The sequence below is a fragment of the Flavobacteriales bacterium genome, assembly GCA_030584065.1.
In the GTDB taxonomy this organism is placed as follows: domain Bacteria; phylum Bacteroidota; class Bacteroidia; order Flavobacteriales_F; family PHOS-HE28; genus PHOS-HE28.
In genome coordinates, this window is sequence record CP129489.1 from 311480 (window position 1) to 325754 (window position 14275).

Annotated in this window: 11 protein-coding genes and 1 pseudogene; 7 read left to right on the forward strand and 5 right to left on the reverse strand. The window is 58.0% G+C overall.

Translation table 11 applies throughout. The annotated features are described in order from the left end of the window. Nucleotides 1-11 precede the first annotated feature (11 nt). Both QY325_01285 and QY325_01290 read right to left on the reverse strand, forming a co-directional pair. Nucleotides 12-695: an ATP-binding cassette domain-containing protein gene (locus QY325_01285; GenBank protein WKZ66569.1), complete on the reverse strand. Its 684-nt coding sequence runs from the start codon at nucleotides 693-695 to the stop codon at nucleotides 12-14. Beyond that, nucleotides 679-1635, reverse strand: a complete 957-nt coding sequence (locus QY325_01290; GenBank protein WKZ66570.1) for a hypothetical protein — start codon at nucleotides 1633-1635, stop codon at nucleotides 679-681. Before QY325_01290 ends, QY325_01285 begins: the two co-directional genes overlap by 17 nt. 453 nt (nucleotides 1636-2088) lie before the next feature. Here QY325_01290 and paaZ point away from each other — a divergent pair, with 453 nt between their 5' ends. The 4 genes from paaZ to QY325_01310 all read left to right on the forward strand — a co-directional run bounded on the left by paaZ (nucleotide 2089) and on the right by QY325_01310 (nucleotide 7552). Beyond that, a complete protein-coding gene (gene paaZ / locus QY325_01295; GenBank protein WKZ66571.1) occupies nucleotides 2089-4155 on the forward strand; it encodes a phenylacetic acid degradation bifunctional protein PaaZ in 2067 nt (688 codons plus the stop codon). Nucleotides 4156-5362: 1207 nt separating this feature from the next. Further along, nucleotides 5363-5752: a hypothetical protein gene (locus tag QY325_01300; GenBank protein WKZ66572.1), complete on the forward strand. Its 390-nt coding sequence runs from the start codon at nucleotides 5363-5365 to the stop codon at nucleotides 5750-5752. A 65-nt stretch (nucleotides 5753-5817) separates the two neighbouring features. Next, nucleotides 5818-7266: a hypothetical protein gene (locus tag QY325_01305; GenBank protein ID WKZ66573.1), complete on the forward strand. Its 1449-nt coding sequence runs from the start codon at nucleotides 5818-5820 to the stop codon at nucleotides 7264-7266. A gap of 7 nt (nucleotides 7267-7273) precedes the next feature. Then, nucleotides 7274-7552 (forward strand): hypothetical protein, encoded by a 279-nt coding sequence (locus QY325_01310; protein ID WKZ66574.1) that lies wholly within the window; start codon nucleotides 7274-7276, stop codon nucleotides 7550-7552. A 51-nt stretch (nucleotides 7553-7603) separates the two neighbouring features. Here QY325_01310 and QY325_01315 read toward each other — a convergent pair. Continuing rightward, a protein-coding gene (locus QY325_01315; protein WKZ66575.1) for an IS3 family transposase occupies nucleotides 7604-8675 on the reverse strand; the annotation gives its coding sequence in 2 pieces (ribosomal slippage) (nucleotides 7604-8411 and nucleotides 8410-8675; 1074 coding nt in all). Nucleotides 8676-8885: 210 nt separating this feature from the next. Here QY325_01315 and QY325_01320 point away from each other — a divergent pair. Then, complete coding sequence (locus QY325_01320; GenBank protein ID WKZ66576.1) at nucleotides 8886-11381, forward strand: Hsp70 family protein; 2496 nt, start codon at nucleotides 8886-8888, stop codon at nucleotides 11379-11381. Further along, nucleotides 11378-11836 (forward strand): TerB family tellurite resistance protein, encoded by a 459-nt coding sequence (locus tag QY325_01325; GenBank protein ID WKZ66577.1) that lies wholly within the window; start codon nucleotides 11378-11380, stop codon nucleotides 11834-11836. Before QY325_01320 ends, QY325_01325 begins: the two co-directional genes overlap by 4 nt. Before the next feature lie 284 nt (nucleotides 11837-12120). Here the strand turns inward: QY325_01325 and QY325_01330 are convergent, their stop codons facing one another. Continuing rightward, a complete protein-coding gene (locus tag QY325_01330) occupies nucleotides 12121-12561 on the reverse strand; it encodes a hypothetical protein (protein ID WKZ66578.1) in 441 nt (146 codons plus the stop codon). A 295-nt stretch (nucleotides 12562-12856) separates the two neighbouring features. On the opposite strand from QY325_01330, the gene QY325_01335 reads away from it, so the two are divergent. Beyond that, nucleotides 12857-13075, forward strand: coding sequence for a hypothetical protein (locus QY325_01335; protein ID WKZ66579.1), 219 nt, complete (start codon nucleotides 12857-12859; stop codon nucleotides 13073-13075). 114 nt (nucleotides 13076-13189) lie between these two features. On the opposite strand, the pseudogene QY325_01340 reads toward QY325_01335, so the two are convergent. Then, nucleotides 13190-14262, reverse strand: a pseudogene (locus QY325_01340) (IS3 family transposase). Nucleotides 14263-14275: the final 13 nt, after the last annotated feature.

The window sequence follows — 14275 nt, forward strand, 5'->3', positions numbered from 1 at the left end:
CCCGCAGCGGCTCACTGCCATCGTTCCATCGCGGCGCTCGTCCGTTTGTCGAGCTCCGCGAAGAGCGCTTCTTCCAAGCCTTCTGTGGCGCCGCGCTCGAACACGCGCGTGAAGCGGCCGTGCTGCAGCAGGTGGATCCGATCGCACAGGGTGACGAGCGGGCCCAGCACATGCGAGGTGATGAGCACCGTGCGGCCGCGCTCCGCCAAGCGCTTGATGATGGCCTCCAGCACGCGCACCGAGGCGAGGTCCAGGCCGTTCATCGGCTCATCGAGCATCACCACGGGGCGGTCCAGGTGCAGCGCGCCGAGGATGGCGAGCTTGCGCCGCATGCCGGTGGAATAGGTGGTGATGAGCGCATCGAGCGGTACTTCGAGCAATTCGTTCAAGCCCGCCATGCCGCTCCGTTCCTTGCCGCCCGCGAAGAGCTCGAGGTACTCGCGGCCGGTGATGCCCGGGTGGAAATAGCTCTCCGCTTCCTGGAAGGCCGTGTTGCGGTGGTCCATGGGTGCGCCCGCGAAGAGCACATGTGCTTCCGCATTGCGGCCGAAGCCGTGGAGCGCGTTGAGCAGCGTGGTCTTGCCCGCGCCGTTGAGGCCGACGATGCCATGCACGCCGGGCGATAGCTCGCAGCGCGCGATGTCGAGCACCGGCTTGTCGCCGTAGGCGCAGCGGAGGTCAGCGAGGGTGATCATGGAAGTAGGCGGTAAGGTTGGCGCGGGCCTTGGGCACTTCGGTGAGGAGCATGAGCAGCGGCACCACGTTGAGCCCGGGCAGGATGGCGAAGAGCGCGGCGATGGACACGTTGGCGCCATTGGCCGACAGGCGCTCGTTGGGCTGGTAATGGGCGTACTTCAGCACCACGGCATAGGCCACCAGCGTGAGCAGGCCCAGCCCGAAGCCCGCGTGCACCCACCACCAGTCAGGCTGGAAGAGCGTGGCTGCGAAGAGCACCGGCAGTTCCAGCACGAGCATGAGGCGCAATGCACCGAACACCTTCGTGCGCAGCAGCGTGCGGGCATCGGGTGCGGTGGCCAGCAGCATGGCGCGCGGTTCGCACTGTTCCTGCGCACCGGCGGCCATCAGGGCCACGATGCCCAGCAGGAAGAGCGGCAGCACCGGCAACCAGCAGAAGGCCAGCGCCGCCAGCCACAGCAGCAGTCCCCACGGGTGTGTACCCTGCACCAGGCCGCACCACTCGAAGAGCCGCGCCGGTATCCAACGCCGGAGCCAGCTACCACGGACACCGGAGGTGCGCACCACGGGCAGCCAGGGCAAAGCGACCGCCGCCAAGAGCACCAGCGCCGAGACCCACGCCCCGGTCAGGCCGAGCACGACCAGCACCGGAAGCACCAGCACACCGTACTCCACGGCCATCGCAAGACGGGCCTGCGGCACATGACGATGCAGGAAGTGCAGGTCGGGCCGCCGCTGGTGCAGGCCCCAGACCGTGAGCAGTGCGCCACCCGCGATGTAGGCCGCATAGGAGGCATCCCGCAGCACGGCGCGGTGCATCAGGCCCAGCGCGAGGACCACGGCCAGCGCGAGCAACACGATGCCGTAGGGCGGGAAGGCCCGGCGCAGCTGCAGCCAGCGGAGGCGGAGGAGAACGGTGGGAGCAGGTGGCGCCCGCATTGAACGCAAGGTGCATCATCCCCCGGGATCGGAAAGAGTGCGTTTACACGACCGGTCGGGTCAAGGGGCGGGAGGTTGTTCACCACGCAAGGGTGTGCCCTGCACTTGCTCCATGGACAAGGCAATGGACGAGATGGACGCTGCCGATGCCGGGCAGCGTCCATCCCCGTCCATTCGGGTCCAGTAAAAAGCCACCGGCCGCTACCTTAGCACACCCACCGATATGATGGGCTGAAGAACATGCAATTAGCGAACTACGCCTGCGGCCAATGGGTCGCCGGCACCGGCCCACAAGCCGAACTCCTCGACGCCTCCACCGGCGAGCTCGTCGCCACCACCTTCTGGAATATTCAAGGCTCAATGATCAACGCTCAATGTTCAAGTGAGTAGCGCCGTTGAGCATTGAGACTTGAACATTGCCCATTGATCATTGAACATTCGACCTTCGCCCCTATGCAACTACACAACTACGCCTGCGGCCAATGGATAGCCGGCACAGGCAACCTGGCTGAACTTGTTGATGCAAGCACCGGTGAACTGGTGGCCACCACCTCCTCCACCGGCCTCGACTTCGCCGCCATGCTCCACTACGCCCGCACCGTGGGCGGACCCAAATTGCGGAAGATGACCTTCCCCGAGCGCGGACGCATGCTCAAGGCCCTGGCCCTCTACCTGATGGAGCGCAAGGACAAGTATTACACCATCAGCTACAAGACCGGCGCCACCAAGGCCGACAGCTGGGTGGACATTGAGGGCGGCATCGGCAACCTGTTCGCCAACGCCAGCCTGCGCCGTACCCTGGGCAACATGCCGTTCTACGTGGACGGCGAGGCCATCCGCACCAGCAAGCAGGGCACCTTCATCGGCCACCACATCATGGTGCCCAAGGAGGGCGTGGCCGTGCACATCAACGCCTTCAACTTCCCCATCTGGGGCATGCTGGAGAAGTGCGCCGTGAACTGGATGGCCGGCGTGCCCGCCGTGGTGAAGCCCGCCACTGTGACCAGCTACCTCACAGAAGCGATGGTGAAGGACATCATCGCCAGCGGCATCCTGCCCGAGGGCGCGCTGCAGCTGATCGTGGGCAGCGCAGGTGACCTGCTGGACCACGTGATGCACCAGGACGTGGTCACCTTCACCGGCAGCGCCAGCACGGGCCGCATGCTGAAACGCCACGACCGCATCATCGACGAGAGCGTGCCCTTCAACATGGAGGCCGACAGCCTCAACGCCATCGTGCTGGGCCCCGACGCCGTGCCCGGCACCGAGGAGTACGACCTCTTCATCAAGGAGGTGGGCCGCGAGATCACCCTCAAGTGCGGGCAGCGCTGCACCGGCGCGCGCCGCATCCTGGTGCCGCAGAACCTCATCGAGGACGTGCAGATCGCCCTGGGCAAGCGCCTGGCCGGCACCGTGATCGGCGACCCGCGCACCGAGGGCGTGCGCATGGGCGCGCTGGCCGGCACCGCGCAACGCGAGGAGGTGAAGCGCGCGCTGGCCGAACTGCTCAAGGCCTCGCAGGTGGTGTACGGCGACCCCGACAGCGTGAACGTCACCGGGGCCGATGTGGCCAAGGGCGCCTTCATGAGCCCCATCCTGCTGCTCAACCCCGATCCCTGGAAGAACCAGCAGAGCCACAACGTGGAGGCCTTCGGTCCGGTGAGCACGTTGATGCCGTACACCGACCTGGACGATGCCGTGGCCCTCACCAAGCTGGGCAAGGGCTCGCTGGTGGCCACCATCGCCACCTACGACGACAAGCTGGCCCAGCAGTTCGTGTGGGGCGCGGCCAGCCACCACGGCCGCATGCTCATCCTCAACCGCGAGATGGCCAAGGAGAACACCGGCCACGGCAGCCCCCTGGCCACGCTGGTACACGGCGGTCCCGGTCGCGCGGGCGGCGGCGAGGAGATGGGCGGCAAGCGCGGCGTGATGCACTACCTGCAGCGCACCGCCATCCAGGGCAGCCCCACCAGCATCACCGCGCTCACCCAGCAGTACCAGCAGGGCGCGAAGTATCATATCAGCGAGAAGCACCCCTTCCGCCTGCACTTCGAGGAGCTGAACATCGGCGACACGCTGATCACCGAGAAGCACCTGGTGACGCTGCAGAACGTGGAGGACTTCGCCGGGCTCAGCGGCGACAAGTTCTACGCCCACATGGACGCCAACAGCCTCGAGGGCACCCCCTTCACCGGCCGCGTGGCGCACGGCTACTTCATCCTCTCGCGGGCGGCCGGCCTCTTCGTGGACCCGCCCAAGGGCCCCGTGCTCCTCAACTACGGCATCGAGGAGTGCCGCTTCCTGAAGCCGGTGTACCCGGGCTCCACCATCCAGGTGAAGTTCACCTGCCGCGAGAAGCTCGACCAGGAGAAGCGGCCGAAGACCGCCGACTCACCCAAGGGCGCGGATGTGGCGCGGGGGATCGTCAAATGGTTGGTCGATGTGGTGGATGAGACAGGCGAGACCGTGGCGCTGGCGACGATCTTGACGATGGTGAAGAAGCTGGATCAGTCGTAGGTGATTACGAGGGCGTGCCCCCTCGCACCCTTCGACTCCGCTCTGCTGCGCTCAGGGCCCTCGGGGTCGCATGCTCCGCTGTAGCCGGCTTGTCAGGGCCAGCACCCACGGCGCTGCGGTGGCTTCCTCCGGTCGCCTCCTCGCTGCTCGTGGCTGCAAGGCCCCTCCGGCGCCGGGCTGCCGCTGCGCCCGCTCACGCGAAATGCTTCACCACACACAAACCGGTGGTGCTCACACCCTTTTGCCCTGCTACTTCACGACGCTGGACATCACCTGTTCTGGCTCTTACCATTCCGCTACGGAATACTCTCTTGTGGATGGTATCCGCTAGGTCAAATTCCGGCCATGCTGCGTCACGTTCTGGCGTAGTTGAGGGGATATCTTGGCTCCATTTGGCGACTTTGAAGGTCCTCGTGCAGGGTCCGGACCAAATCATATCCCATGACCGGCTTCTGATCGCTCGTTTACTAACATTTCGAGATATTTGACAAGCATCACGTGCTGTTATTCAGCAACGCGCGCAGACATTCAACCCTTCAACCTCACCCTTCATCCTAACACGATCCGGCAGGTCAAGCAAGCTTCGCGGCAATGCAGCAAGACACATACACGACTGAACAGAAGCGCAAGTCCATCAGTGGCCTCTGGTTACTTCTGCTCGCCGTTCTTGCCTACCTGTACTTCTTTAGTCAGCCGGAACGCACAAGGCGGCACCAACGAACGAGACTGCAACAGGATGCGGAAGTCTCAAAACCTTTACAAGACCAACAGACTTCCGACGAATCCAGTGAAGAGGATGAGTTCAACGAACGACCTGAAACCGGCGACCTTGATTTCTAATCGTGCATCCATGCAGCACACCTGGTACCTCACCTTTCTCTGCCTGATCTCCATTTCTACATCGGCGTACGGACAAACGGCACCTCCTGCGGTCATCGGCGAACGCTATACCGTGTCTAACCAGGCACTCAATATGCGCTCGGCACCAAGCACACAAGCCACAGTACTTACAAAGCTCACCGCTGGTGACGAGGTTGTCCTCTTAGGAGTAGAAGGTACCTGGTGGCAGGTGACGTATGCTGATATGCAAGGGTATGTCGCATCCCAATATCTAAAGCGTGATGCACTCGCTGGCTGGGAGAGAACATCCTACACAACTGGTGCTACACCAGCATGTGAGAACGTATCCCCCAAGTTCGACTATGGCATGGACAACTACCTACGTGTGGTGGTCGGCAACAACACCGATGTAGTGGTCAAGCTCATGAAGAAAGGGTACTACGACGAGTGCATACGCATCGTCTATGTGCGTGCCGGTGATACCTACGAGATCCGTAATATTCCCGAAGGACGCTACTACCTGAAGATAGCCTACGGTAAGGACTACCGCCAGAAGATCGAAGGCTCACAGTGCCAGGTGCGGTTCGTACGCTCCCCCCTGTATGAAAAGGGCGATGAGATCCTTGACTTCACCCGCAAGTATGTACAAGGCGGTTACCAAGAGCCTTCCTTCGAGCTCTCGCTCAACGTCATCAATACTTACGGCGGCTCGGACTTCAACTCCAATACCATTAGTGAGGCCGAGTTCAACAGGTGACGCTAGTCGTGCCCATGTCACCCTTCACAACCATGCTTATCATCATCACCTAACGAACCGCTTCAGTGAAGTACGTTAACCCACTAGCCCTTCTGAATGTGGCTCCTCATGAGATCGTAAGCTTGGATTCGGCTACGATCAAGAAGCTCCGTAGAAAGCTATTCTCAGAGATCGAGCTTTCTGATGACGGGGCATTTCACCTGGAAGGCGTTGCGTATACAAGGTCCGAATGCGAGAAGGCACTTGACTCCTTGGAGGATCAATCCAATCTCAAGCACCACGCATACCTTCTTCACAATAAGCCACTACTTGATCTCCTGACCACGGGAGACACTTCCATATTCCAAGCCACCCAGCTAGAAAGTGCTTACCTCGACAGCGGGTTCCAGAACTTCATCAGCCCCTTCTTCGCCCCACGCTATGACAAGGCGCTTCTAGATGCATTCAAGATCGACGCTTCGGACAGGTCTGGTGCAGCTTCGCGGACCATGCTGGACAACGTGCTTAAGCTCGGGGTTCTGATAACTTCCTCTCATGAGTCCATTGCATATCGAGGCTTAACCACGGACCTGCAAGGCAGAGTGGAACAAATAGAGAAGTTAAGCAAAGAGATCAATGAAGAAGAATCGAAATATGATGAAGATAATTCAGACGGTATTACCGAACTCATCCAAGACCTTATCCCAGTCAATGCGCTAAACAAGTTGCCGGCTATATTTCAAAGCACTCGCAACAAGATCGCAGCGCAGGCAAATTATGTCGCCCTCGCTGTTTCGAGCACAATTGACCACCCCAAGGTATCTCATGATATTCTCGATCATGCGCTCAAGCTCAGTATCGATAGTGCAAGCAAACCAACATTTGAGCGCAATAGGGAGATTTGGCGCGAAAGGTACATGCGCGAGGTCGAGGAAGAGAAATACAGTGACATCATTCAAGTATGGGTTAATCACGTCAAGAATATAAATGAAATTACCAATAAGGTCAATAATAAATTTGTCAAGCCGAATGAAATTAAAATTGACCTGCCGCTCGATGAGCTCAACAAGCTCGACTCCTTTGCCGATGAGATAAGAGACACAGTAGCAAGACGAGTGCGCGAATTATCCGTTGCTGTGTGGAATACCTACAAGGACCACACCAAGTCAATTCACCTCATTCAGATCGCTTGCTCTATTCGCACGTCCAAAGAAGTCAGCGAACAACTCCTTGAGGACCAAAAGCAACTTGTCAACCTGAGAGAGCAGTCGGTTGAGGTCGCTGGAACACCCATCAAGTCGGCGCCAATGCTCCACTTGGTCAATGGTTGTGGCACAACTCTCTATGGATCCACCCTCTACATCGTCATCTTCGGCATTCCGATCTTCCCGATCGCTCGTTACAACTATGAGTCGTTCGGTAATCAGTATCGCTTCCGCGGCAAACTGAAACTTCACACCTACCAGGTGGTGTGGAGGTACATCATTTTCGCCCTGCTCGCTTACATCCTCCTTAACGCCCTTGGCAACTCTTAGACCCACCATGATCCCTGAACCTGCACGCGTACCCAAACTGTACATCGATATCCTCGACCAGGTCTTCGAGATCGAGAAAAAACTTGCCTCCATTGAACAGAGCAACTCGATCTCGAGGAACATCAACCGGCTCAAAGAGCTCATGGCCGCCATCAACGATGACGCTGGCCTCAGCTATGAAGTGCCGCTTGGGGAAGCCTTCAATGAAACCCGGAACGATGTTGACGCCAGCATCAGCGGCGACTCCGCAGAGAACCTCGTTATCACCGAGGTGATCAAACTGTAAGCTTCCCCTGTTTTCGGGCCGATCATAACTAGAGGCTCCTGGGGCATAGGTTTAGGATCGGATGGGCGCTGGCGGCCGGTAGCCAAGCGCCTTGTGTGGGCGGTGATGGTTGTAATCGGTCATCCACTCATCGGCCTTCTCGCGCACCTCGTCCAAGGTACGGAACACGTAGGCGCTGAGCAGTTCACGACGGATGCTGCCGTTGAGGCGTTCGATGTAGGCGTTCTGGGTGGGCTTGCCTGGCTGGATGTAGGTCAAGGTAATGCCGTGTTCGCGGCACCAGTGGTCGAGCTTGGCGCTGATGAACTCCGGGCCGTTGTCCACGCGGATCATCTTGGGCAGCGGACGCACTGCTTTGATGCGTTCCAGCACGCGTATCACGCGCAGTGCGGGCAGTGAGGTGTCCACCTCGATCGCGAGCACCTCCCTGTTGTAGTCGTCGATCACATTTAGCAAGCGGTAGGTCCGGCCGTCCCAGAGGCTGTCATGCATGAAGTCGATGCTGTAGACCTGGTCCGGACCAGCAGGACGGAACAGCGCCTGCTTCACCCGTGCAGGCAGCCGTTTCTTGGCCCTGCGACGAATGTTGAGGCCCAGACCGGTGTAGACCCGATACACCCGCTTGAAGTTCCACAGGTGACCCATCAAGCGCATCCGATGATGGCTTTGCCACACCCCGATGGCCGGGTGCTTCTGGGTGAGCTGTTCCAAGACCTGGATAATGGGCGTGTCATCCGCTGGGGTCTTGCAGTACTGCGCGGTGCTGCGCGCCAAGCCCACGCTGCCGCAGGCTTGGCGCTCGGAGATGCTGTGCTCCTGTATCATCGCCTGAACGATCTCGCGCTTCTCGTCAGGCGCCCCACTTCTTTTCCACCACCTGCTTCAAGGCATCATGCACCATGCTCAGCTCGGTGTACATGCGCTTCAGGCGGCTGAGCTCCTCCTGCAGGTCACGCAGCTGCTTGACCTGGTTGGGCTCCATGCCGCCATACTTGGCCTTCCATTGGTAGAACGTGGCGTTGCTGATCCCGTGCTCGCGGCACAGGTCGGCCACCTTCGAGCCAGCCTCGTGACGCTTGAGGATGGCGATGACCTGATGCTCGGTGAACTTGCTCTTTCTCATGGCTACGTGTGGTTGAATGTAGCCCCTGGCCGGCCGAAGCGATCCTTGGCCCCGCGGGGCCAAGGATCACTTCACCTCCAGCAATGAATGGCCGAACTTCGGGGAAGCTTACAAAACCGATCATCCGATACCGCAAAGGCGGGATCGCTCTCATCGCCCGCAAAGGCGTGGTCATCGTTCAATCAGCTAAACCTTGAGCTCACATAGGCCATGGACAACACGATCAATTTCGGCATCGATCTGGGCACCACGAACAGTGCCATCGCCAAGTTCGTCAAAGGCGAGGTGGTCATCTTCAACAACCCCTTGGACTACGGCCGAGCCACGCTGCCGTCTGTAGTTTCCTATCGCAAGGACAAGATCATTGTTGGCACACAAGCCAAGCAGTACTTGGAGCGAGACCCCAAGAACGTCGTGGCCGTGTTCAAGCGAAAGATGGGAACAGCCGAATCCTACAAGATAAAGGCGACAGGTGATTCAGTCACCCCCGTTCAGCTCTCTGCAGAGGTGCTGAAGCAGCTGAAAACCTTCGTCAACACGGGTGATCAACTCAATGCTGTGGTTGTGACAATACCCGCATCTTTTGATACGATACAAAGCAATGCGACCAAAGAGGCTGGTCAACTCGCAGGCTTTGACCAGATCGTGCTGCTGCAGGAACCCATTGCGGCCAGCCTTGCCTATGCCAATATGAAAAAGGCGAAGGACATTGAAGATGGACAATGGCTGGTGTATGATCTGGGTGGTGGAACATTTGACGTTGCTCTCGTCAGGATCAAAGAAGGTGAGATGAGGGTTCTGGATCATGAGGGAGACAACTTCCTCGGAGGTGCTGACTTTGACCAGCTCATCGTCGACAAACTGATCATCCCAAAGCTGAATGCACAATACAAATTCGACGACCTCCGTACCGAACTCACTAGCGCATCCGGACGCCTAAATGGCGTCTATCACAAGCTCTGTCATTTGGCCGAGCAGGCCAAGATCAAGCTCTCAGCTGTCCCTTCTGCCGAGATCGAGATAAACGGATTCCAGGATGCATCGGAGGAGGATGTAGATGTGGAGGTAACCATCACCCGTTCCGAGTTCAATGACCTGATCAGGCCGTATATAGACCAAACGCTTGATATGATCAAGACGATCCTGACGCGCAACTCGCTCCGCCCTCATGATGTACAGTACACACTCATGGTCGGCGGATCTACGTACATACCCTTTGTTCGACAACGCACAGAGGAGGTGTTGCAGATACCGATTAACTGCGAGATCGACCCGACGACGGCGGTTGCCATAGGAGCAGCCTATTATGCGGCCACCAAACCCAAGGAGATCACCAAGCCGACCAGCGCTGCGCGCAGGCCGTCGGCATTGTCCATCAAAGCGTCCTATAACAAGGCATCCAAAGAGAAAGACGAACTGTTCGCGGCTCGTGTCACAGGGAACATAGATGGCCTCTTCTACCGCATCGTTCGACAGGACGGTGGCTTCGACTCGGGCCTGAAGAAGTTGACTGAGCGCGTTAGCGAGGATCTTCCTCTTGTCCAAAACGCGTTCAACTACTTCGTGCTTACTGTATATGACGGCCAAAACAACGCTGTCGAAACCGACATGGAGCTCATCGGCATCAACAGCGGTTTTGCCATCAGCGGACAACCGCTGCCTGAAGACATCTGTCTTGAGGTGGATGATCTCGATCATCCTGGAGCGACACGACTCCTTCCCATATTCGAGCGTAATTCCATACTGCCAGCCCGCAAGCCCGTGACGCTACCCCTGACCCGCAATCTCATTAAGGGAAACGAGCAAGACCAAATCTGGATCAATGTCTATGAAGGGCCGCAAACCTCATTGCCGGCTGCAAACAAACCCTTGGGAGTCATTCTGGTTACCGGCAAAATGATCACCCGAGATGTCTCCAAGGGTTCAGACATCGAGATCACGTTCAATATGTCCGAAAGCAGGGACCTTACCGTGGCGGCCTACCTGACCATGTCTGACCAGGAGTTCAAGAACGTTTTCAATCCCAAAGCCAGAGAAACCAATGTGGACCTCCTTCGGGAGCACATCGGTGATCTCGCGGATCAGCTCGACGATGAGCTGGAGACCGCAACCGAAAAGGAGGAGTACGAGACCGCCAGCCATCTTACCAAGCTTAAAAAGCAACTGTCGCAGCTAGTCGAGGAGGCTGACAAACTCAGCGATGATGATGTTACCGACAAGCGCTATCAGCTGGAGGACCAGAAACGGAAGATCGCTCAAGAGCTAGATGTGGCAACCAAGGACAAGCGCATCAACAAGGTCAAGGAGCTTTACATGAAGGTCAAGGACGAGTGCAAAGAGATGCTTGACCAAGCCGGGACCGATCACGAGCGCAACACGTTCAGGAACATCGTCGCTCAGGAGCCATCCTTCCTCAGCAGTAATAATCCCTTGAGAATCCAGGAAAAGTCAGATGAAATGCAGCACATCACCGGACAGATTCGCTGGAGAACGCCGGACTTCCTGTTGGGCATCTTCAAATGGCTCTGTGAGCAGCAGCATCGCATGAATGACCAAACCCAGGCCAAGAGCCTGATCGACGCCGGTCGCTTCGCGGCTGAGTCCAAGAACTGGGATAGGCTCAAGGAGGTCGACTACGGTCTTTTGGAACTGTTGCCAAGGCAGGCCAAGGAACAAGCAGCGAGCAAGATCGGCTTCGGACTATGAGAACCAACGACTTCCAACCGCTGCTGCTCCGCACTGCCGTGACTGCCCTCGCGTGCGACGGGAACATCGACCAGGCAGAAGTGGACGCCGTTAAGCAGATGGCCGAGAATGAGATCTACTTTCTGGGCTACGAGTACCAGCAACCGTTTGATGTTTTTCTCGAAACCATCAAAGCGCGTGGCAGGGCTGCAGTAGAGGAGTACTTGAGCGAATTGAAACAGGCACCGCTGAACAACCGCCAGAAGCTCCTGCTCGTTGAAGTGCTCATTCGCGTCATTGACGCTGACGACCAATGGGCACAGAATGAGAAAGCGTTCCTGCATATGGCTATTGGCCAAATGCAGATACCGCTCGAGGACCTCATTGCAGGGTTCCCAAAGCATGCTGATGTACTTAGTGACGACCACTCGGCCAGCTTTGACGATTCCTTCCATGATGTCCTCAGCGAAAAGTGACTGCTTGCGCATCTACCCGTTGAGGCTTCCCGTTGTGGGGTTCCTCAGTGAGTACATGCCACCTGTCACCCATCTATCCTGCCCGCGCCAAACCTGCTTTGATCGCCAGTTATCAAAGCCTTACTGCCCCGACCGCCCAATGGCCCTCAAGAAATCCGACCTATACGCTTCCCTCTGGAAAAGCTGCAATGAACTGCGTGGCGGTTCGCTCTTATTTCCAGCGCTACATAAGGACAAAATCCCAACCTATACGGGCAATATAAACTACCTGAGAGCTCCTTCCTTCACTGCTTGAACGTGCTCGTTTCGCGTGCAACGCAAGCGATGTTCCCGTTCTCTGGGTTCCTCACAAAGCGCACCGGCTTTCCCGTTGCCATCATGAGCTTCCTAAGGGTTAAAAACCCGATGATATGGCCCATGTCCTCATCGCTAAGCCGATTGCCATATCTGCGGCTAAGGTGCCCCTTCAGATCATCACTTATGTTAGAGTAAATCGCCGCCTTGATGAAGAGGTCTTTGCACTCTTCGAGTGGCATCTTCTGGTTGATCGAATCATAAACGATCTGAGCACCTTCCATGTGGTCTTCTTTCCCATTAGGGAAAATGCTGCTTGCCATCGACGTGGCAAAATCAAGCAGTTCATTCTTGGGTTTGGTCTTCTTGTGATTCGCGTACACGATGCCAATCACAAGCGCTGCCACTGCGAGGATGATTAACCAGAACATTGACCCTTGGTATTGTTAGCCTGTCAAACATATGTGTTTCCCGCATACGCATGCTTGACCCAGCGATTACGCCAAAGTCTCGAGTGAACGCGGTCCATTGACGATAGTTGATCCGGTGTTCCGCGTGAGGGATTGGACCGGAAAGCCCGGAGCCGGTTCCCGGCTCGGAGGCCGGGACCGGTGAGGACTTGAAGGGGAAAGCCCGACGGCGCGCATTTGGCGCCGGCACGCCCAACCCATCCCGATCTCTGCCAACCCATCTGAAGCTACCGATCTTCGGAGGCCAGCTTGCCCCATGCCCCGCCCGCTCTCCCTCTTCCTCTCCTTCCTCCTCCTCCACGCCACGGGCCTGGCCCAACCCCTCCAGGTCGATAGCCTCACGGCCCCCAACGGCGACCTGCACCTGCGGCTGGGGCTGGATGCGCAGGGCGTGCCCACCTACACGGTCATCTTCCCCGGGTCCTGCCTGCTATCGAAGACGTCCACGATGCGCACCTCTGTAAGCTCCCCCTGATCAGGCGCGCGAATTCCTAAAGATCACCACTTCTGTTGATCTGTGGTGATCATCCTGTTGGAATGTGGGGAAGTCCGCGCGTGAGCCTGCGTAGTGGGCAGGGAGTTGTCCACATTTCAACAGGAACTCGCGCGGGGTCAGGTCCAGGAGTGCATCATGGGGCCGCTCGTTGTTGTAGCTCCAGATGAACTCGATGGTCAGCTGGCGAAGCTGTTCGAGGTTCTCGAACAGGTAGGCGTCCAGCACTTCTTCCCGGTAGGTGCGATTGAATCGCTCGATCAGGCCGTTCTGCATGGGACGCCCCTTCTCGATGAACGTAAGTGCGATGCCGTTGCGTTCCGCCCACAATTCCATCTCCTGGGCGATGAACTCAGGGCCATTGTCCACTCGCAGCCGCTCTGGCTTGCCACGCCACTCGATCAACTTGTCCAGTTCACGCGTCACGTACTGGGCGCGGATAGAGGTGTCGATCGTGATGTTCAGTGCCTCGCGGCCGAAGTCGTCAATGACGTTGAACGTGCGCAGCTTGTTGCCGTTCAGCAGCCGGTCGGCCATGAAGTCCATGCTCCAAGTGATGTTCGGGCCGATCGGCAAACACAGTGGCTCTTTCACCCGGTCCGGAACGCGCTTCTTCGTAGGTCGACGCAGGTTGAGCCCTGCTGTGGTGTACAGCCGGTGTAGGCGCTTGTGGTTCACCACACGGCCGTCCTTGCGTACACGAGTGTACACCTTCCAAAAGCCCCAGGTCGGTTTCTTGGTCACCCAGTGGTTCATGTGTTCGATCACGTCGATATCGTCCTTCGGCTTGGGCTCGTAGCGATACACGCTCTGGCTCAAGCATAGCAGCTTGCAGACCCGCCGAACACTGCGCTTGCACTGCGTTACAAGCCAGTGTGCCATCTCACGCTTCTCGGCGAGCCCTAGGGCTTTTTTCCCAGGATCTCCTTGAGGATGTCACGGTCCAGGATCGTGTCGGCCAGCTTGAGCTTCAGCTTGGTATTCTCCTCGCGCAATGCCCGTAGCTCCTTGAGCTCGCTTGCGCCCATGCCACCATACTTGGCCTTCCACTGGTAGAACGTCGGCTGGCTTACTCTGTGCTCCCGGCAGATGTCCGCCACTTTGCGGCCCTGCTCATGCTCGCGCAGCATCCCTACGATCTGCGCTTCCGTCCATTTACTCTTCTTCATTGCTCCAAAGTTC

Excerpts from the sequence above, each read along its gene's own strand:
- QY325_01300 (WKZ66572.1), top strand. The coding sequence starts at position 5,363 with ATGGACAACTACCTACGTGTGGTGGTCGGCAACAACACCGATGTAGTG.
- QY325_01285 (WKZ66569.1), bottom strand. The coding sequence starts at position 695 with ATGATCACCCTCGCTGACCTCCGCTGCGCCTACGGCGACAAGCCGGTG.
- paaZ (WKZ66571.1), top strand. The coding sequence starts at position 2,089 with ATGCAACTACACAACTACGCCTGCGGCCAATGGATAGCCGGCACAGGC.
- QY325_01325 (WKZ66577.1), top strand. The coding sequence starts at position 11,378 with ATGAGAACCAACGACTTCCAACCGCTGCTGCTCCGCACTGCCGTGACT.
- QY325_01320 (WKZ66576.1), top strand. The coding sequence starts at position 8,886 with ATGGACAACACGATCAATTTCGGCATCGATCTGGGCACCACGAACAGT.
- QY325_01290 (WKZ66570.1), bottom strand. The coding sequence starts at position 1,635 with ATGCGGGCGCCACCTGCTCCCACCGTTCTCCTCCGCCTCCGCTGGCTG.
- QY325_01330 (WKZ66578.1), bottom strand. The coding sequence starts at position 12,561 with ATGTTCTGGTTAATCATCCTCGCAGTGGCAGCGCTTGTGATTGGCATC.
- QY325_01335 (WKZ66579.1), top strand. The coding sequence starts at position 12,857 with ATGCCCCGCCCGCTCTCCCTCTTCCTCTCCTTCCTCCTCCTCCACGCC.
- QY325_01310 (WKZ66574.1), top strand. The coding sequence starts at position 7,274 with ATGATCCCTGAACCTGCACGCGTACCCAAACTGTACATCGATATCCTC.